18 protein-coding genes are annotated in these 18,211 nt (G+C 25.9%); 16 read left to right on the forward strand and 2 right to left on the reverse strand.

Annotated features, from left to right (window positions below; translation table 11 throughout):
- Positions 1-23 precede the first annotated feature (23 nt).
- Positions 24-866: a Cof-type HAD-IIB family hydrolase gene (locus I2E83_RS05915; protein WP_195428996.1), complete on the reverse strand. Its 843-nt coding sequence runs from the start codon at positions 864-866 to the stop codon at positions 24-26.
- A 188-nt stretch (positions 867-1,054) separates the two neighbouring features.
- Between I2E83_RS05915 and I2E83_RS05920 the strand changes: the two genes are divergently transcribed.
- Positions 1,055-1,621, forward strand: coding sequence for a sigma-70 family RNA polymerase sigma factor (locus tag I2E83_RS05920; protein ID WP_195428997.1), 567 nt, complete (start codon positions 1,055-1,057; stop codon positions 1,619-1,621).
- Between the two features lie 373 nt (positions 1,622-1,994).
- On the opposite strand, the gene I2E83_RS05925 is transcribed toward I2E83_RS05920, so the two are convergent.
- Positions 1,995-2,567 (reverse strand): sigma-70 family RNA polymerase sigma factor, encoded by a 573-nt coding sequence (locus I2E83_RS05925; protein ID WP_243249574.1) that lies wholly within the window; start codon positions 2,565-2,567, stop codon positions 1,995-1,997.
- 336 nt (positions 2,568-2,903) lie between these two features.
- On the opposite strand from I2E83_RS05925, the gene I2E83_RS05930 reads away from it, so the two are divergent.
- The 15 genes from I2E83_RS05930 to I2E83_RS06000 all read left to right on the forward strand — a co-directional run bounded on the left by I2E83_RS05930 (position 2,904) and on the right by I2E83_RS06000 (position 18,066).
- Positions 2,904-3,626, forward strand: a complete 723-nt coding sequence (locus I2E83_RS05930) for a CpsB/CapC family capsule biosynthesis tyrosine phosphatase (RefSeq protein ID WP_195429000.1) — start codon at positions 2,904-2,906, stop codon at positions 3,624-3,626.
- A gap of 112 nt (positions 3,627-3,738) precedes the next feature.
- A complete protein-coding gene (locus tag I2E83_RS05935) occupies positions 3,739-4,416 on the forward strand; it encodes a Wzz/FepE/Etk N-terminal domain-containing protein (protein ID WP_195429001.1) in 678 nt (225 codons plus the stop codon).
- A gap of 9 nt (positions 4,417-4,425) precedes the next feature.
- Entirely contained in the window at positions 4,426-5,079 is a 654-nt protein-coding gene (locus tag I2E83_RS05940; RefSeq protein ID WP_195429002.1) for a CpsD/CapB family tyrosine-protein kinase, read from the forward strand.
- Between the two features lie 102 nt (positions 5,080-5,181).
- Entirely contained in the window at positions 5,182-5,955 is a 774-nt protein-coding gene (locus I2E83_RS05945) for a CpsB/CapC family capsule biosynthesis tyrosine phosphatase (RefSeq protein WP_195429003.1), read from the forward strand.
- A 39-nt stretch (positions 5,956-5,994) separates the two neighbouring features.
- The gene (locus tag I2E83_RS05950; protein WP_195429004.1) at positions 5,995-6,654 is read left to right on the forward strand and encodes a sugar transferase; all 660 of its coding nucleotides are present in this window, start codon (positions 5,995-5,997) and stop codon (positions 6,652-6,654) included.
- A gap of 29 nt (positions 6,655-6,683) precedes the next feature.
- Complete coding sequence (locus I2E83_RS05955; protein WP_195429005.1) at positions 6,684-7,850, forward strand: nucleotide sugar dehydrogenase; 1,167 nt, start codon at positions 6,684-6,686, stop codon at positions 7,848-7,850.
- A 19-nt stretch (positions 7,851-7,869) separates the two neighbouring features.
- On the forward strand, positions 7,870-8,847 hold the full coding sequence (locus tag I2E83_RS05960; protein WP_195429006.1) for a GDP-mannose 4,6-dehydratase: 978 nt from the start codon (positions 7,870-7,872) through the stop codon (positions 8,845-8,847).
- A 31-nt stretch (positions 8,848-8,878) separates the two neighbouring features.
- On the forward strand, positions 8,879-9,715 hold the full coding sequence (locus I2E83_RS05965) for a glycosyltransferase (protein ID WP_195429007.1): 837 nt from the start codon (positions 8,879-8,881) through the stop codon (positions 9,713-9,715).
- A gap of 8 nt (positions 9,716-9,723) precedes the next feature.
- Positions 9,724-10,827 carry a glycosyltransferase family 1 protein gene (locus I2E83_RS05970; RefSeq protein ID WP_195429008.1) on the forward strand — a complete coding sequence of 368 codons (1,104 nt, stop codon included), beginning with the start codon at positions 9,724-9,726 and terminating at the stop codon, positions 10,825-10,827.
- 44 nt (positions 10,828-10,871) lie between these two features.
- Positions 10,872-12,134: an O-antigen ligase family protein gene (locus I2E83_RS05975; protein WP_195429009.1), complete on the forward strand. Its 1,263-nt coding sequence runs from the start codon at positions 10,872-10,874 to the stop codon at positions 12,132-12,134.
- Between the two features lie 11 nt (positions 12,135-12,145).
- Positions 12,146-13,240, forward strand: a complete 1,095-nt coding sequence (locus tag I2E83_RS05980) for a glycosyltransferase (RefSeq protein WP_195429011.1) — start codon at positions 12,146-12,148, stop codon at positions 13,238-13,240.
- Positions 13,241-13,313: 73 nt separating this feature from the next.
- Positions 13,314-14,771, forward strand: a complete 1,458-nt coding sequence (locus I2E83_RS05985) for a lipopolysaccharide biosynthesis protein (RefSeq protein ID WP_195429189.1) — start codon at positions 13,314-13,316, stop codon at positions 14,769-14,771.
- 32 nt (positions 14,772-14,803) lie between these two features.
- Positions 14,804-14,953, forward strand: coding sequence for a hypothetical protein (locus I2E83_RS05990; RefSeq protein ID WP_195429012.1), 150 nt, complete (start codon positions 14,804-14,806; stop codon positions 14,951-14,953).
- Positions 14,954-15,648: 695 nt separating this feature from the next.
- Positions 15,649-16,521 (forward strand): UTP--glucose-1-phosphate uridylyltransferase GalU, encoded by an 873-nt coding sequence (gene galU / locus I2E83_RS05995; protein ID WP_195429013.1) that lies wholly within the window; start codon positions 15,649-15,651, stop codon positions 16,519-16,521.
- A 255-nt stretch (positions 16,522-16,776) separates the two neighbouring features.
- Positions 16,777-18,066 (forward strand): HRDC domain-containing protein, encoded by a 1,290-nt coding sequence (locus I2E83_RS06000; RefSeq protein ID WP_195429014.1) that lies wholly within the window; start codon positions 16,777-16,779, stop codon positions 18,064-18,066.
- The last annotated feature ends 145 nt before the right edge of the window (positions 18,067-18,211 follow it).

The raw sequence follows: 18,211 nt of genomic DNA on the forward strand, positions 1-18,211 counted from the left end.
CTCATAGCTTTTTTATTAAAAAATTATTTTAAAACAAACATCTCAATAGCCTTAGCAACACCATCATTATTATTAGTGTCAGTTACAAAACCAGCAATATCTTTTACAATTTGAAGACCATTGCCCATAGCAACACTAATTCCAGCAAACTTAAGCATTGAAATATCATTTTCAGAATCACCTATACACATAACTTCTTGTGGATTTATATTAAGAGTATCAGCTAAATGTGCAACTGCATTTCCTTTAGATGTAGTTCCAACCATAACTTCAAAGTTATCTGTTCCAGAACTAACAACATGAAGCTTATCACCAAAGGTTTCTTTAAGCTCATCTTTAGCTGCCCATAGATTATCCTTATTTTCAGCTTCTTCAATAACAATACCCTTAAGAATTTTTCCATCAAAGTTATTTATTGTTTTAATAACATCACTGTTAACTATAAATTTAACTTTTTTATCGTCTGGTAAATATTTGTTCATTATAGTATAAGCATGAGTTGCAGGAACTTCATCTTCTCTTATAAGAGTATCCCAACTATTAAAGTTAATAGTTAATCCATGCTTTTTAACAATCTTATAAATTTCAATAGCTACATCCTTAGGAATAGGATTTTCTAAAATAGCTATGTCGTCATATTTATGCTTAATATATGCTCCATTAGAGCCTATAACAGGTGAATCGATTCCAATTAAATCAGCATAATATCTTGCTGAGCAAAAAAGTCTTCCAGTAGTAATAGCAATATTAACTCCTAAGCTATTTGCTTTTCTTAAAGCTTCTTTATTTCTTTCACTAATTTCATGTTTGCTATTTAATAAAGTACCATCCATGTCTATGCAAATCAATTTAATATTTTGCTTCATATGTATATCCCTCCAAGAAAAAAATTAAGTCAAAAACAACTCTTTATATTTAGTATAAACTATAATGCTAAAAAATGAAAATTTTCTTGAAATAAAATTTCACTGTCAGAAATTGCGATAAGTAATTGTAGCTTGACGAACGTGCGTTTGATATAATTTAATTATAAATTATTAGAGGAGATGAATTTATGAATCAATTAATAGTGAGGGCTAAACAAGGGGATAAAAAGTCAATGGAAGAAATATTAAAAAACTTTGAACCACTAGTTTACAAAACTTCAATTAGCTATTATATTTACGGGTATAGTCAAGAGGATATTAAGCAAATAGCGAGGCTTACAATTATTGAATCCGTAGAAAAATTTAATACTGATTTAAGTGATTCCTTTCCTGCTTACGTGCAAAAATGCATAAAAAATAAGATGTACAAAGAAATAGAAAAAGCAACTAATAAGTACTACGAAAATAAGTTGAATAAAGAAATTGCAAGTTCAATAAACGTAGAAGAAATTATAGATCAAAATACAGATGTTTCTGAAGAATGTATCAAGAAGGAATTAAGCAGCATTTTATTTAAATCTATAGAGATGCTTAATGAGGATGAAAAAGCTTTACTTAATAGTATTTATGTACAAGGTATAACTTTAAAAGAGTATTCTAAAAGAACAAATATTGAATATCATAAGCTTAGATATATGAAGGATAAAATAATGGAGAAGCTAAGAAATGATTCAAATATACTAAGAATAAAATAATATGAAGAAGAAAATAATAGACAAATTAAGAAAAAAAAATATCAGAAATGTTATAAAATAAAAATTTAAAAATAACATTAATATTTAATTAATAACTATCAACATTAATGTAATGAAGCAGAATTAAAAAGATAAAAAGCAACAGGAGAGTACAGTAAAGTTATGGACAAAATTTTAAAATACAGTATAAATTATAATATTATTTATAATAAAAAAGTTAATACTCATAAATTTAATTATTATCTCAATTCATTTAAGAATAACATAAGCATTCACAATTTCTTATACAATAAAATATAAAAAGGACTATTGAAAGAAAAAATCAATAGTCCTTTTTACTTAATATAATAATAAATATGTTCTAAGATAATTACTAATAAAAATCAAGCATCATATTTTTAAGCTTTTTTAAAGCCCTTTTTTTCAAGGAACAACAATAGTAATAATCCTTTTCTTTTAATGCACAATATCTAGTAAGATTAGGCTTATTATTAGATATATACAAAAAGTCAATAAGCTCTCTTTCTTCGTTATCAAGCTTTTCTAAAGCTAAATAAAGATTTTCATCTATAGTATTGTTAATAACATAATCCTCAATATTTATATTTACATCTACTATATTATCTCCAAATTCATACCCATCATCGTTAACTTTATTTAAACTAAATTCAGTATTATATTTAATTTGACTTCTGCAAAGATATTTATAACCATTCTTTATTGACCAAAGAGCATAAGAAGGAAATTTATCAGCACCTTTTAATAAATCAAAAACATCTATTGCATGAAGTAAGTTAATAATACCTATTTGAATAAGATCTTCAAAGGACTTATCTTTTAAATAAATTATTTTAGCTTCCTTTATTATTAATGGATAGTACATCTTTATAATTTCTTCTTTTGAGTCAGAATCATTATTTTTGGCTTTTTCTAATAAATCTTTCATGATTTTCCCCTCCATTTTAAAAGTTATTTTACTAAGTAAGTATCTGTAAAAAAGTAATTTTGAGAAAAATTTATAAAAAAGTTTTAGTCAAAAAAATACAAGAAATAAGAAGAATTATTTTATTCAAGTTAATTTCATTATAAGAACAATTAAAATAACACTAAAATGTGAGTGAAATAATTTATCAAAGACCTTAACTTAACATTTAGAGAAATAAAACTACATATGATGAATTAATTAACTTATATTATGTAAAAAATTGTAAGATAAAATATGTGGTTTAAATGAATTTTTAAATTTATAATTAGAATTACAAAAAATGGAATGAGGGGTAAAATGGTATTTTCAACTTTGATTTTTAAGGAATTGGTCTTATGTGGAAACTTTAACTCAACAACTTTACTTAAAAAAATAGAGGAAGCAGCAAAATGCAATATAAAAAAACTAGTTTTAGCTCCCGTATATTATGATAAAGATAGCAAGACTACAATAAAAGAAGTTAATACAATAGTGGAAGAACTTAATTCATATTTGAAAGTAAAAAATATAGATTTAATATTATATCCAGGAAATTTACTAAGAGATAATTATGAAAATGTAAAAAAACATATAGATGGATTATTAGGAAGTATAAATGAAACAAAATTCGTTTTATTAGATGTTCAGGAATCAAATAGTATAGATGAATTACTAGAAATAGTTTTTGAATACAAAATACGTAACTTGACACCTATAATAGTAAGCCCAGAAAAAATAGAAGAAGTTATTAACGATAGTAAAAAAGTAGACAAGTTAATAAAAGAAGAATGTTTATTTCAATTAGATGCTGCAAGTTTAGAAGGTTCTTATGGAAAGCAAATCCAGAAAACAGCAAGAATTTTACTGAAAAAAAATATATATAATTTTGTGGGTTTTGAAGAAACAATTGAAGAAACATATATAGATAAACAACTAGAAGATCTAAGTAAAAAGGGTTTATTTATATTAAATCCAGAGGGAGCCAGAGCTAAAAAAATTTTAAAAAGTTCAAAAAAGAAAAAAGTTGGATTTTTCAAATAAGATATTCAGAAATTGCTGAGTATCTTATTTTAAGGGTTAAAATATCTAAAAATATAATATTTTAATGGTATAATAAACCAGAAATGTAATTATTAAGTGGGAGGAATTTGAGTTGGAAGAACAGGTAATAAGGGTAGATGAATTATTTGAAGCCTTAAAAAAGAGATGGCTGATGATAGTTTCAATTACATTAATAGCTACAGTTATATCAGCTGCACTAAGCTTTTTTGTAATAAAACCAAAGTATGAAGCAAGCACAAAAGTTTTTATTGGGAAAGATGAAGGGGAAAATCAAGCATATAATCAAAATGATGTACTTATGTATCAAAAGCTTATGAAGACTTATTCAGAAACGATAAAAACTAGAGATTTAGTTTCTGAAAGTTTAAAAGGTACAAACCTTGATTTAGAAGCAAAGGATGTTTTAGAGGATTTAACTGTAGAAGCAGTAACAGATACTCAAATATTACAAATAAAATATAAAAGTAATAGTCCTGAAGAAGCAAAAACTATTATACAAAACTTAACAAATGAGTTTATTAAGACTTCTAAAGAGTTAGTTCCAAATGGAAATATAAAAATAATAGAAGAAGTTCAGTTACCAGAAAAACCAGTAAGTCCAAATAAAAAGATGAATATTGCAATAGCATTTTTACTTGGGTTAATGGTAAGTGTAGGTTTAGCTTTCTTATTAGAATTCTTAGATAATACTTTTAAAACTAAAGAACAATTAGAAAGAGAATTGGATATTCCAGTAATTGGTTTAATCCCTACAGTAAAGGAGCTTTAGGAGGATATTATGTTTATAGTAGAAAAAGAACCAAAATCTATAGCAGCAGAAAGTTATAGAACTTTAAGAACAAATATACAATACTCATCCTTTGATAAAGAATATAGAGTAATAATGGTAACAAGCTCTGAGCCAGGAGAAGGAAAGTCAACAACAGCAGGCAATCTTGCTTTATGTTTAGCTCAAGGAGATAAAAAAGTAATATTAATTGATTGCGACTTAAGAAAGCCATCAATACATAAAAAATTTAAAGTTTCAAACATAATTGGGTTATCAGATGTAATCATAGGTAAAGAAGAATTAGTTGCAGCAATTCATAGATATAATCAAAACTTAGTAATACTAACTTCAGGAAAAATACCACCTAATCCATCAGAAATGCTTTCATCAAAAGCAATGACTACATTAATAGAAGAACTTAAAAATAATTTTGATTATATAATTTTAGATACTCCACCGGTACAAGCTGTTACAGATTCGCAAATACTTTCAACAAAAGCCGATGGAACAATATTAGTAGTTAGAGCAGAAAAAACAAAAAAAGATTCAGTAGAAAATGCAATAAACTTATTAAAGAAAGTAAAAGCAAATATAATTGGAACAGTATTAAACGGAGTAGACAATGGTAGAAACAAATATTATTACTACTACGGAGAAAAGTAAGAATAATGGACAATGGAGAATTGACAATTGACAATTTAGGAATAAACTCCAATGGAGTTTAAGGGGAATTAAAGAATTAAGGAATGAAGGAATGAAAGAATTATGGTAGATTTACATTCTCATTTGATTTGGGAAATTGATGATGGATCTAAATCTAGAGACATGACTTTGAATATGTTAAGGCAAGCTATTGGGGGTGGAACTAGCAAATTAGTTCTTACTCCTCATTATATGCCAGGGTATTTTGAAGTACCTCTAGAGGAAGTGAAAAAGAAAGTAGAAGACGTAAGAAGTTTAATAAAAGAAGAAAATTTAGATATTGAAATATATCAAGGGCAGGAGGTGTATTATACAAGCAGTATATTAGAAAATTACATTAATAATTATATAGGGACCATAAATGATTCAAGGTATATGTTAATTGAATTCAACATGAGGGATTTTTCTATTAAAGAAGCTATTGAAAATATTTATGAGTTACAACTTAAAGGAATAGTACTAGTTATAGCTCATCCAGAAAGATATCAAAAGTTTATAAAAAATCCTTCTTTGATAAATGAATTCATCAAAGAAGGATTTCTTTTTCAAGTAAATAAAGATAGTTTAACTGGCGATTTTGGAAAAGAAGTTAAGAAAACTACAGAGATATATTTAAAAAATAACATATATAGTTTTATTGGCTCAGATGCCCATAGAGATATAAAAAGAAATCCAGATATGAGAAAAGCTATGGATTACTTAGAGAGTCTCGATGAAAAATACGCAAATTATTTACTAGATTCTGGGGAAGATCTTTTGAATAATAAAGAAATTAAATTTCAGGGAAGTTTAATAAAAGAGAAAAAAGGGTTATTTGGTATATTCAATAAAGTGTAGAATAAATAATTATTTTATTAAGGGGGTTGAGAATTAGTAATGGAAAGACTTCAAATTGAAGAACAAGAAATTATTCAGATTGAAAGAAAAGATAATACTTTATATGAAATATTTAAAAGGGCTTTAGATGTTATAGCTTCATTCTTAGGACTAGTAATTCTAAGCCCTATATTATTAATTGTGGCTATTTTAATAAAATTAGAATCAAAGGGACCAGCAATATTTGCTCAAAGCAGAATTGGGCTAAATGGAGAAGAATTTAAAATGTACAAGTTTAGATCCATGGTTCAAAATGCTGAAGAGCTAAAAGAAAAGTTAGCTAAGCAAAATGAAATGTCAGGTCCAATGTTTAAAATGAAAAATGATCCTAGAGTTACTAAAGTAGGTAAGTTTATAAGGAAAACAAGTATAGATGAACTTCCACAATTATTAAATATTTTAAAAGGTGATATGACTTTAGTTGGTCCAAGGCCAAGCCTTCCAAAAGAAGTAGAAAAGTTTGAACCTTGGATGTTAAAAAGACTAGAAGTAAAACCAGGACTTACATGCTACTGGCAAGTTTCAGGAAGAAACAATATAGATTTTGAAGAGTGGATGAAGCTTGATTTAAAATATGTAAATGATATGAAATTTTGGCTAGATATAAAATTAATTTTTAAAACAGTAGCAGTGTTGTTTGGAGATAAGAATGCATGTTAAATGATATAAAAAATGAGGGGGATTTTAATATGAAAATTACAATTGCAGGAACAGGATATGTAGGTTTATCTAATGCTATATTATTAGCACAAAATAATGAGATTATAGCACTTGATATTATTAAAGAAAAGGTAGATATGATAAATGATAAGATATCACCTATTGTAGATAGAGAAATTGAAGATTATTTGAAAAATAAGGAGTTGAATTTAGTTGCAACAACTGATTCATATAAGGCATATAAGGATGCTGAATATGTAATAATATCAACACCAACAAATTATGATGAAGAATTAAATTATTTCAATACAAGAAGTGTTGAAGCTGTAATAGCAAATGTATTATCTATCAATCCAGAAGCAACTATGGTAATAAAGTCTACTGTTCCAGTAGGATATACTGAAAAAGTAAGAAAAATGTTTGAAACTGATAATATTATTTTTTCACCAGAGTTTTTAAGAGAAGGAAAAGCATTATATGATAATCTTTATCCTTCAAGAATAATAGTAGGAGAAAAGTCAGAAAGAGCAGAAAGATTTGCAAATCTTTTAAAAGAAGGTGCAATTAAAGAAGATATACCAGTTTTATTTACAAATTCTACAGAAGCAGAAGCTGTTAAGTTATTTGCTAATACTTATTTAGCCTTAAGAGTTGCATATTTTAATGAGCTTGATACGTATGCAGAATTAAGGGGATTAAATACAAAAGATATTATTGAGGGAGTAGGATTGGATCCTAGAATAGGAACGCACTATAATAATCCTTCATTTGGATATGGTGGCTACTGTTTACCAAAAGATACAAAGCAGCTTCTAGCAAATTATTCCGATGTTCCTAACAATATAATTGGAGCTATTGTAGAGGCAAATAGAACTAGAAAAGATCATATTTCAGATATGATTATAAAAAAAGCGCCAAAGACAGTTGGGATTTATAGGTTAACAATGAAAACAGATTCAGATAATTTTAGGGCATCATCTATTCAAGGCATAATGAAAAGAATTAAAGCTAAGGGAATAGATGTAGTAGTTTATGAGCCTGTATTAAAGGAAGATAATTTCTTTAACTCAAAGGTTGTAAAAGATATAGATGAATTTAAGGAATTATCAGATGTGATTGTATCTAACAGGCTAGCAGATGAACTAGAAGATGTTTCAGATAAAATATACACAAGAGATTTATTTACTAGGGACTAGAATAGAGGGGGAAGGATAAATGAGAACAATATTGGTAACAGGCGGAGCCGGATTTATAGGCTCACATCTAAGTGAAAGATTATTAAAAGAAGGAAATAAAGTTTTAGTTATAGATAACTTTAATAATTATTATGATCCGAAAATAAAGAGAGAAAATATAAAGGAAGTTAAGAAAACTTGTATTGAGAATGGTATCTCCTTAGAAAATTATAAAGTTTTTGAAGGAGATATTAGAGATAAGGGACTTTTAAAAGAGGTATTTTCTAATAAGATTGATTCTATAATGCATTTAGCGGCAATGGCAGGTGTTAGACCTTCTATTCAAGATCCTTCATTATATTATGATGTAAATATAACTGGAACAGTTAATTTATTAGAGATATGTAGAGAAAATAATATAAAGCAATTTGTATTTGCATCAAGTTCATCAGTATATGGAAATAATGAAAAAGTACCATTTTCAGAAAGTGATAGAGTAGATAACCCAATAAGTCCCTATGCAGCAACAAAAAAGAGCGGAGAACTTTTGTGTCATACATATCATCATTTATTTGATATGAATATAGCATGTTTAAGATTCTTTACTGTATATGGTCCAAGGCAAAGACCAGATTTAGCAATTAATAAATTTACAAGTTTGATTTTAGAAGGTAAAGAAATACCATTCTATGGAGATGGAACGACATCTAGAGATTATACTTATGTAGATGATATTGTTAGTGGAATAGTTGCAAGCATTAATTATGTTAATAGTGATAAAAAGGTGTTTGAAATATTAAATATTGGTGGAGATAAGACAGTTTCTTTAATTGAAATGGTTGAAACTATTGAAGAAGTTCTAGGTAAAAAGGCTAAATTAAATAGAATGCCAATGCAACCAGGAGATGTGAATAGAACTTGTGCTGATATAAGTCATTCCAGCGAATTACTTGGGTATAGGCCACAGACTATTTTTAAAGAGGGAATAAAAAAATTTGTTGATTGGAAGATACAATAACAAAACATATAGTTAGTGAAAGGTGTTATTTATGAATGTTAGTAGAGAAGAATGCTCATATAGTGTATTGATGCCAGTTTATTATAAGGATAATCCAAAATGGCTTAAGGAAAGTATAGATAGTATTTTATTACAGTCAATTAAGCCATCAGAATTTATAATTATTAAAGATGGCAAACTCACAAGTGAATTAGATAAAGTAATAGAATATTATAAAAATCAGCATAGAGAGCTATTTTATATTAAAGAATTTGAAGAAAATATTGGTTTGGGAAAGGTACTTGCATTTGGAGTAAATGAGTGTAGCAATGAGTATATTCTTAGAATGGATGCAGATGACTATTCTTTACCGGATAGATGTGAAAAACAATTAAGTATTTTAGAAAATAATAAGAATATAGATGTAGTTGGAAGCAATGTTATAGAATTTACAGATAATATTAATAATATAATCTCTTTTGTAAATCTTCCAGAAAAGAATAGTGAGATTATAAAGTATGCAAAAAAAAGATGCCCTATAAGGCATCCAGCAATTATGTATAGGAAAAGCAAAGTATTGGAATCTGGAAATTATAGAGATTATAGACATGCTCAAGATTATAATTTAGTTGTCCATATGATTATTAATGGATGCAAGTTCTATAATATACAAGAATATTTAACTTATATGAGAGTAAATAAGGATTTTTATAAAAGAAGAGGCGGATTTAATCAACTAAAAATAGTAATGACACTTAAAAAAGAGTTTTTAGATCATGGATTTTATTCTTATAAAGACTATATTATTAGTACATTTGGGAATGCGATTGTTTGCCTAATGCCTAATACGATAAGAAAATTTATTTATAAAAATTTATTAAGGAGATAGTGTATATAATGGATGCTATAAGGATATTGCACATAGTACCTAATATGCAAGCAGGTGGATTAGAAAGTTTTATAATGAATATTTATAGAAATATAGATAGAAGTAAGGTTCAATTTGATTTTTTATATCATTATAATGGAAATTATTTTTTTGATGAAGAAATAAAAAGTATGGGTGGGAGAATATATAATTTTACAGTGAGACAAGATAATAACTTTATAAGATATAAACGAGATCTTATAAAGTTTTTTGAAGATCACAAAGAGTATAAAGTTGTTCATTCTCATATGCCAAGTCTAGGATTTTTGCACCTTAAAGTTGCAAAAAATAATGGTGTTAAAGTTAGAATATTACATAGTCATACGTCATCTTTTGAAAAATCGTTAAAAGGATATACTAAATTTTTGCTATCAAGACTTTCAGTGAAATATTCTAGTCATAGATTAGCTTGTTCATTAAATGCAGGTAAATATCTATTTAAAAATAAGAAGTTTAAGGTTATAAATAATGCAATAGATTCTAAAAAATTTATTTTCGATTTAAATATAAGAGAAAGTAGTAGAAAAAAACTTGATATTAGAGATAAATTTGTTGTTGGGCATATTGGTAGATTTGTACCAACTAAAAATCATTCATTCTTAATCGATGTTTTCTATGAAATTTTAAAGGAAAAAGAAAATGCTGTTTTATTATTAATAGGTGATGGAAATATTAAAAGTGATATTGAACATGATGTTAAAAAGCTCGGAATAGAAAAAAATGTTATATTTTATGGGGTTTCAGATAAGATAGAATATTTATTACAAGCAATGGATATATTTGTATTACCTTCTTTATTTGAAGGATTAGGAATTGTGTTAATTGAAGCACAAGCATCTGGATTAAAGTGCTTTACTAGTAGTGGGGTAGTACCTAATGAAGCTAAAATAAGTGATAATATTGAATATATTTCATTAAGTGAAAATCCTATTTTTTGGGCAAAAAATATTCTTAAATATTATGATGGATATGAAAGGAAAAATATGCTGCAAAATGTATATGTTAATAATTATGATATAAATAAAATAAGTAATGATATGGAAAAGTTTTATATAAGTAATCATAACTTATGATTGAATAACTATTATTTAAAGTTTTAAATGGTTAGGAGTATAACATGAACAAATATAACCAAATCTCAGTAAATAAAATATATAGAATTATAAGTTTAGTATTTATAATGTCATTACCAATGATGCCTATATTTAGCCGTAATATATACTATATTTTAGGGCTAATTTCATTTATATTTTCTACTCTTCTTTTTATATCAAAAAGAGATAGATTATCTTCATTGGAAATCATGGAAATTATTTTTACTATATCGATAGCATATTCACTTATATATACAATAAGTAGAGATTATACATTTCAATTACTTTCATTAAATATAAGATTAATTGTATTTTCATTTGCAGCTGTAAGATTAGTAAAATATTGTGTAAAAGATAATAATAGAATGGTTGAGTTTATTGGGAAATATTATGTATTAGGGACTATTTTAGCATCAGTTTACGCACTTATATATGAATATGGGAAGCATAATCCGGATAATAGGTTTGGTGGAATATTATATGCTGGTACATACGGAGGATATATATTTTATTCTTATAATTTATTAATAAGCGTTTGCTTTTTAACATTTATTTTAATAAAAGCAAATAATAAAGGTGTAAAGCAAAAATTATTATATATAATTTATTGGGTATTTATAATGGTATGTATTTTTATGAATGGCACTAGAAAACTTTTGGTTGCTCCTTTTATTTTTGCTGCTATATCGGTAATGCTAATTTATGGGAAAAATCCTAAAAAGCTTTTAAAGTGGATTCTAATTTCTATAATTATCTTAGTAGTAGGATATTTTATTATAATTAATAATGAAACATTATATAATGCTATTGGAGAAAGAATAGTATCATTTTTTCATTATTTACAAACAGGAGAAAAGGCTTCAGATGCATCAGCTTTTACTAGATCGCAAATGAAAGATTTAGCTTGGGAACTATTTGAGAAAAGTCCAATAGGAGGAATAGGTGGTAACTCCTTTATAAAAGTATATGGGGATACTTATGGAGTTTATTTATATTCACATAATAACTTTTTGGAAATATTATGTAATCAAGGTTTGATTGGCTTTTGTATATATTATGGTTGGTACTTTTATATTCTAATTTCTACATTAAGATTAGCATTGAGGAAGGATATATATTCCTCAGGAATGTTTGCTTTTTTATTAATGGAATTAATACTTGATTATGCAACGATTAGTTATATGAGAGAGCATTTCATATTGATCTATAATATGATATCAATATATGTAATTTCAAAGAAAACAGAATTAAAATTAAGTAATAGAAATATATTAAATAGTGATTAAGGAGAATTATTATGTATAGAGTACTTCATTTTGGTATATGCGCATCACTTGGGGGAATTGAAACGTATCTATTAAAAATTACTAAAAATTTTTCTAGACAGAAGTATAAGTTTGATTTTTTAGTTATAGGAAATGAAAATCCATGTTTTTTTAATGAATTAAAGGATTTTGGATGCGATTTTTTCTTCGTTGAATCTAGAAAAAAAAATTATTTTAAGTATATTTATGAATTAAATAAATTGTTTAAAAATGAGAAGTTTGATATAGTTCATTGTCATTTAAATTCTTTAAAAAATATTAGTGTTGTATTAGTGGCATTAAAATATGGAAATAAGGTAATAGTTCATAGTAGAAATGGCGGCGGAGACTTTAATTTAGTAGAGAAAATCGTTAATAAAATCAATTATTATAGATTACCTAAAAGAAAAGTTAAGTTACTTGCAGTATCGAATATTGCAGGTAAATGGATGTATGGAGATAATGAAGATTTCATTGTTATAAATAACAGCGTAGATATTGAAAAATATAAGTTTAATAATTATAAAAGAGATGAAATAAGAAAGTTATATAATTTAGAAGGCACAAAAGTAATTATTCATACTGGAGCTTTTAGGAAACAGAAGAATCATAGATTTTTAATTGATATATTTAATGAAATATTGAAAATTGACTCAAATTATAGATTACTTCTAATAGGAGAGGGTTCTTTAAAGTATGAAATTGAAAATAGAGTTGACTCTTATGGAATAAAAGATAAGGTATTATTTTTAGGTGCAAGAAGTGATATTTCAGAATTATTATCATCCGCTGATATTTATTTATTTCCTTCACTTTTTGAGGGATTCCCTAACTCTTTAATTGAGGCAGAAGCGAATGGACTTACTTGTTTAGTTTCCGATATTATAACTAATGAGGTTATCATAGCAAATCTATGTGAAGTTTTTTCATTAAAAAGATCAGCTGAGGAATGGGCTAAGAAGATAGTATCAATGAAAATTATCAATGATAGAGAGTATGGTATTAATTATTTAAAAAATAATAATCTAGATATTAATAATGAAATAATGAAACTAGATAAAATATATAAGGAAGTCATAGAATCATAATAATGGCAGTTTACTATTTATTATACTATATTATTTAAATTTAATAATAACTTGAGGAGATATTAAATTGACAATGAAATCTAATATTAATGATAAATTTTTAATTGCTACTAAATGGTCAGCTATAACAGAAGTGTTTTCAAAATTAGTAAGCCCAATTACCAATATGATTTTGGCTAGGATTATTTCTCCAGAAGCTTTTGGGGTAGTAGCAACAGTAACAATGATAATAAGCTTTGTTGATATGTTTACTGATGCAGGATTTCAAAAATATTTAGTTCAACATGAATTTAGAAATGAAGAAGAATTATTTGATAGCGCTAATGTAGCGTTTTGGACTAATTTATTATTATCTATAATATTATGGCTAATAATTATAATATTTAGAGATAGTATTGCTATTCTAGTTGGAAATCCAGGACTAGGAAATGTTATTTCTATTTCATGTATTCAGATATTGCTAACTTCATTTTCTAGCATACAAATGGCTCTTTATAGAAGAAATTTTAACTTTAAAACTTTATTTGTTGTTAGAATGATATCCGTATGTATTCCTTTTTTTATAACTATACCTTTAGCATCAATAGGATTTAGTTATTGGGCTCTTGTTATAGGATCAATATGTATTCAAATTTCTAATGCTATTATTTTAACTATTAAATCAGAATGGAAGCCTAAATTATATTATAAGATAGAAATACTAAAAGAAATGATTTCATTTAGTATTTGGTCCTTAATAGAAGCGATATCTATATGGCTAAGTAGTTGGATAGATATGTTAGTGATTGGAAATTACTTGAACGAATATTTTTTAGGATTATATAAAACTTCGACTTCCATGGTAAATATAATTATGACTCTAATTTCAGCTTCAGTGATACCAGCATTTTTTTCTACTTTATCTAGATTGCAAGAAGATGAGAAAAGCTTTAGTAATATATTTTTTGATACACAGAAATTCTTATCTATAATAATTTTTCCGTTGGGGATAGGCATATATTTGTATAGAGAACTTGCAACTAATATAATGTTAGGAAGTAGTTGGAGTGATGCCAAATTAATAGTTGGGATTTCTGCTTTGACAATTTCTATGAAAATAGTATTAGGAGATTTATGCAGTGAAGTATACAGAGCCAAAGGAAAGCCAAAGATATCATTATTAGCGCAGGTACTACATCTAATTTTCTTAGTACCATCTTGTATAATAAGTATAAAATACGGTTTCTGGACATTTGTATATGTAAGATCTTTTATGAGAATTCAATTTATATTTGTTCATTTTCTAGTAATGAAGTATGTAATAAAAATTAAGATAGAAAAAACTATAAAAAATATGTTCCCGATAATTATATCTACATTAATCATGGCTTATGTTGCTAATTTAATTAATGGATACAGAAGCGAAGATATTATTTGGAATTTTATATCAATATTAATTTGTGCTTTTGTTTACTTTTTTATACTTTATTTATTTCCATCAATGAGAAAAGAGTTTAAAAGATTGTTTATGCAGTTTAAAAATAAATTATAAAAATAAATAAGCTTTTAGATGAGATAAAATGGATGATAAAAAATATAGTTTTAAATAATATGGTAATAATTAATACTATTTTAATATTATTAGTTGTACTTGGTCATATTGGGTGTGTATATGCTGATAAATGGAATTATCCAAATTCAAAATTAATGAGGTATATAACTGAATATATATAGTTTCCGTATATCATTATTTGTATCTACATCTAGATGTACTTTTCTTTTAGTAAAGAATATGGAAAATATAAGGCGGTTAGAAAGTTAGTTTATAAGAAATTTAAAAGATTGATAATACCTTATTTATTAATAAGAAGCTTTTTTATTTTGATAATACAAATAATTTTTGGTATAGACAGTAATGGAGAAAGTTATCTGTATAGAGTAATAGATGATATAATTTTTGCTAAGAGTCCAGGAAATCTATAGTTTATACTAATGTTGTTTAATTATTCATCATTTTTTATCAAAAAAGATATTAAATATATTTACCGATAGAATAATGGCGTTAATTGGAATTGTAGTTATTTATATAGTTATAGAAAGAATTATAAATAATAGCATAATTAAATATATAATTAATTATAAACTGTTTAAAGAGTTAAATAAAATTTCTTATTATATTTATTTAATACATCAACCAATAATGTTAGTATTTTTGAAGATTATTGGAGCAACTAGTATTAAGGCTATATTGGTTTATTCTATATTATTTTGGGCAACATTAGTAACTTCAATAATTATGAGTAAAATTATTAGAAGATTAATTTCTAAGACTAATTTTAATAATATTAGAAAGTCTCTAATAAGTAAGTAGTTATATAAAATTTATATAACTACTAAAAAGTAAATAAACTCTTTAGGGGGAAACATTTATGAGTAAAAAAATCAAAAAAGCAGTAATCCCAGCAGCAGGTCTAGGAACAAGATTTTTACCTGCAACTAAAGCACAACCAAAGGAAATGTTGCCTATAGTTGATAAGCCAACTATTCAGTACATAATTGAAGAATGTGTTCAATCTGGTATAGAAGAAATTTTAATTATAACTGGAAGAAATAAAAAGTGTATAGAGGATCATTTTGATAAATCTGTAGAGCTTGAATTAGAGCTTGAAAGCAATGGAAAGCAAGAAATGCTTGAGATGGTTAGAGAAATTTCTGATATGGTAAATATACACTTTATAAGACAAAAGGAGCCTAAAGGATTAGGACATGCTATTCACTGTGCTAAAACTTTTGTTGGCAATGAGCCTTTTGCTGTCTTACTAGGTGATGATATAGTTTATAATGATGATAATCCTTGTTTAGGTCAACTTATTAATTGTTATAACGAGTACAAAACATCTGTATTAGGTGTACAAGAAGTTAGCAAGGAAAATGTATCAAAGTATGGAATAATGGGTGGAATTAACATAGAAGATAGAATTTATAAGGTTAAGGAATTAGTAGAAAAACCGAGTATAGATAAAGCGCCATCAAATATTGCTATATTAGGTAGATACATTATAACTCCTAGAATATTTGAAATATTAGAAGAAACTGAGCCAGGTAAAGGTGGAGAAATTCAATTAACTGATGCATTACTAAAGCTTTTAGAAGAAGAAGCCATATATGCTTATAACTTTGAAGGTAGAAGATATGATGTTGGAGATAAGCAAGGCTTTTTAGAAGCAAATATTGAATATGCTTTAAGAAATGATGAATTAAGAGAGGAAGTTACGGAATATTTAAGAGCTTTAGCTTTATAAAATTTCTGAGCTTTAGGTGAAATAGTACTGTGCTTATAAAAGAAAGCTGCTTAAAAGTTCAAGGGAGTCGCGTTTCGCGACGTCCTTGAACTTTTTTATTGTAATCATAGAAATAAGTTGAAATAAAGTTATATAAAAATTTTGAGTGCCAGTAAAAATAAAATCTGGTAAAATATTGATAATAATTATATAAATATATACATTTATAAAGTATAATTTATATATATTTAATTTAATTATTATGAGAGGTACAACATGGCTTTATTTAACAAACTAGATAAACCTATATTTTTAAAGGAAGAAAGTGAATCAAAATATTATATTTCTAAGTTAAAGGAATTACATAGCAGAGCACCAGAAGGGTTAAAGGGAAAAATAGAAAAAGAATTAAAGATTGCAACTCTTGGGGAATTTGGAGAGAATAATATAGCTTTTGAGCTTAAAAATAGTGGAATACCAATGTATATATTGCATGATATATGTTTAGAAAGTGAAGATTTATCTGCACAAATTGATTATATAGTGGTAACAAGAAAAGTTATATTTATAATTGAATGTAAGAATCTTATAGGTAATATAGAAATAAATTCACAAGGAAATTTCATAAGAACTTATAATTTCAATGGAAGGTTTATAAAGGAAGGAATATATTCTCCAATAACTCAAAATGAAAGGCACTTGGAAGTATTAAAGAGGATAAAGAAAGAGTCTAAAAGTAATTTTATTTCTAAGTTTCTTTTTGATAAATATTTTAATGATAATTATAAATCAATAGTAGTATTGGCTAATCCTAAAACAGTTTTAAATTCAAGATATGCTAAGAAAGAAATTAAAGATAAGGTTGTTAAAGCAGATCAACTTATTAGTTACATAAAAGAAGTTAATGCTAAATCAGAGTTAATGGTGGCTCTAAGTGATAAGGAAATGAAGGATGTTGCAGAACAATTGCTTGCATTACATAATCCTAGCAAATTAAGTTTTTTAAAAAAGTATCGTGAGTTAATAGAATTAGTTGATGCTTATAATGATAAAGGAAATAATAAAACAATACGTAAAGATAAAATTAATCATATAGAAAAGATTAATGAGAGTAGTATTGATAATCTGCAAAGTGATATTGTGAATAAAGATAAAAATTATATCACAAATAATATTGATAAAAGTAACAATATAAGTAATATCAATATAAATGTTAATATAAATAACAATACTTTCATCAATAATAGTACAAGTAATATAATTAATAATAGTACAAGCAATAATAGTACAAGTAATATAATTAATAATAGTACAAGCAATATAATTAATAATAATATTGATATTGTATGTAATAATGAAATTTTAATAAAGAAATTAAAAGAATTTAGACTTCAAATGAGTAGAGCAGAGAATACAAAACCATATATTATTTTTAGTGATAAGCAAATGACTAATTTATTAGAAAAAATGCCAAAGACAAAATCAGAACTAAAAGATGTTTCTGGCTTTGGAGAAGTGAAGATTGAAAAATATGGTGATGGCATTTTGAAAATTTTAAATGAATAAGGTTATCTATGATTTTGGCTTTTGTGGTGTAGAAAAATTTATAAATTTAAAGGACCTCGCGAAACGCGAGGTCCTTTGTTTTGTTATATATTAATTAGAGGATTGTGTAAAATATGGAGATCTATATTATATAGATATGCATCTT

It is taken from the genome of Clostridium sp. D46t1_190503_E9 (assembly GCF_015555225.1).
In the GTDB taxonomy this organism is placed as follows: Bacteria; Bacillota; Clostridia; order Clostridiales; family Clostridiaceae; genus Clostridium.

Bases quoted from the DNA above. Each gene is read 5' to 3' on its own strand.
- I2E83_RS05915 (WP_195428996.1), bottom strand. From the start codon at position 866: ATGAAGCAAAATATTAAATTGATTTGCATAGACATGGATGGTACTTTA.
- I2E83_RS05920 (WP_195428997.1), top strand. From the start codon at position 1,055: ATGAATCAATTAATAGTGAGGGCTAAACAAGGGGATAAAAAGTCAATG.
- I2E83_RS05925 (WP_243249574.1), bottom strand. From the start codon at position 2,567: ATGAAAGATTTATTAGAAAAAGCCAAAAATAATGATTCTGACTCAAAA.
- I2E83_RS05930 (WP_195429000.1), top strand. From the start codon at position 2,904: ATGGTATTTTCAACTTTGATTTTTAAGGAATTGGTCTTATGTGGAAAC.
- I2E83_RS05940 (WP_195429002.1), top strand. From the start codon at position 4,426: ATGTTTATAGTAGAAAAAGAACCAAAATCTATAGCAGCAGAAAGTTAT.
- I2E83_RS05945 (WP_195429003.1), top strand. From the start codon at position 5,182: ATGGTAGATTTACATTCTCATTTGATTTGGGAAATTGATGATGGATCT.
- I2E83_RS05950 (WP_195429004.1), top strand. From the start codon at position 5,995: ATGGAAAGACTTCAAATTGAAGAACAAGAAATTATTCAGATTGAAAGA.
- I2E83_RS05955 (WP_195429005.1), top strand. From the start codon at position 6,684: ATGAAAATTACAATTGCAGGAACAGGATATGTAGGTTTATCTAATGCT.
- I2E83_RS05960 (WP_195429006.1), top strand. From the start codon at position 7,870: ATGAGAACAATATTGGTAACAGGCGGAGCCGGATTTATAGGCTCACAT.
- I2E83_RS05965 (WP_195429007.1), top strand. From the start codon at position 8,879: ATGAATGTTAGTAGAGAAGAATGCTCATATAGTGTATTGATGCCAGTT.
- I2E83_RS05970 (WP_195429008.1), top strand. From the start codon at position 9,724: ATGGATGCTATAAGGATATTGCACATAGTACCTAATATGCAAGCAGGT.
- I2E83_RS05975 (WP_195429009.1), top strand. From the start codon at position 10,872: ATGAACAAATATAACCAAATCTCAGTAAATAAAATATATAGAATTATA.
- I2E83_RS05980 (WP_195429011.1), top strand. From the start codon at position 12,146: ATGTATAGAGTACTTCATTTTGGTATATGCGCATCACTTGGGGGAATT.
- I2E83_RS05985 (WP_195429189.1), top strand. From the start codon at position 13,314: ATGAAATCTAATATTAATGATAAATTTTTAATTGCTACTAAATGGTCA.
- I2E83_RS05990 (WP_195429012.1), top strand. From the start codon at position 14,804: ATGATAAAAAATATAGTTTTAAATAATATGGTAATAATTAATACTATT.
- galU (WP_195429013.1), top strand. From the start codon at position 15,649: ATGAGTAAAAAAATCAAAAAAGCAGTAATCCCAGCAGCAGGTCTAGGA.
- I2E83_RS06000 (WP_195429014.1), top strand. From the start codon at position 16,777: ATGGCTTTATTTAACAAACTAGATAAACCTATATTTTTAAAGGAAGAA.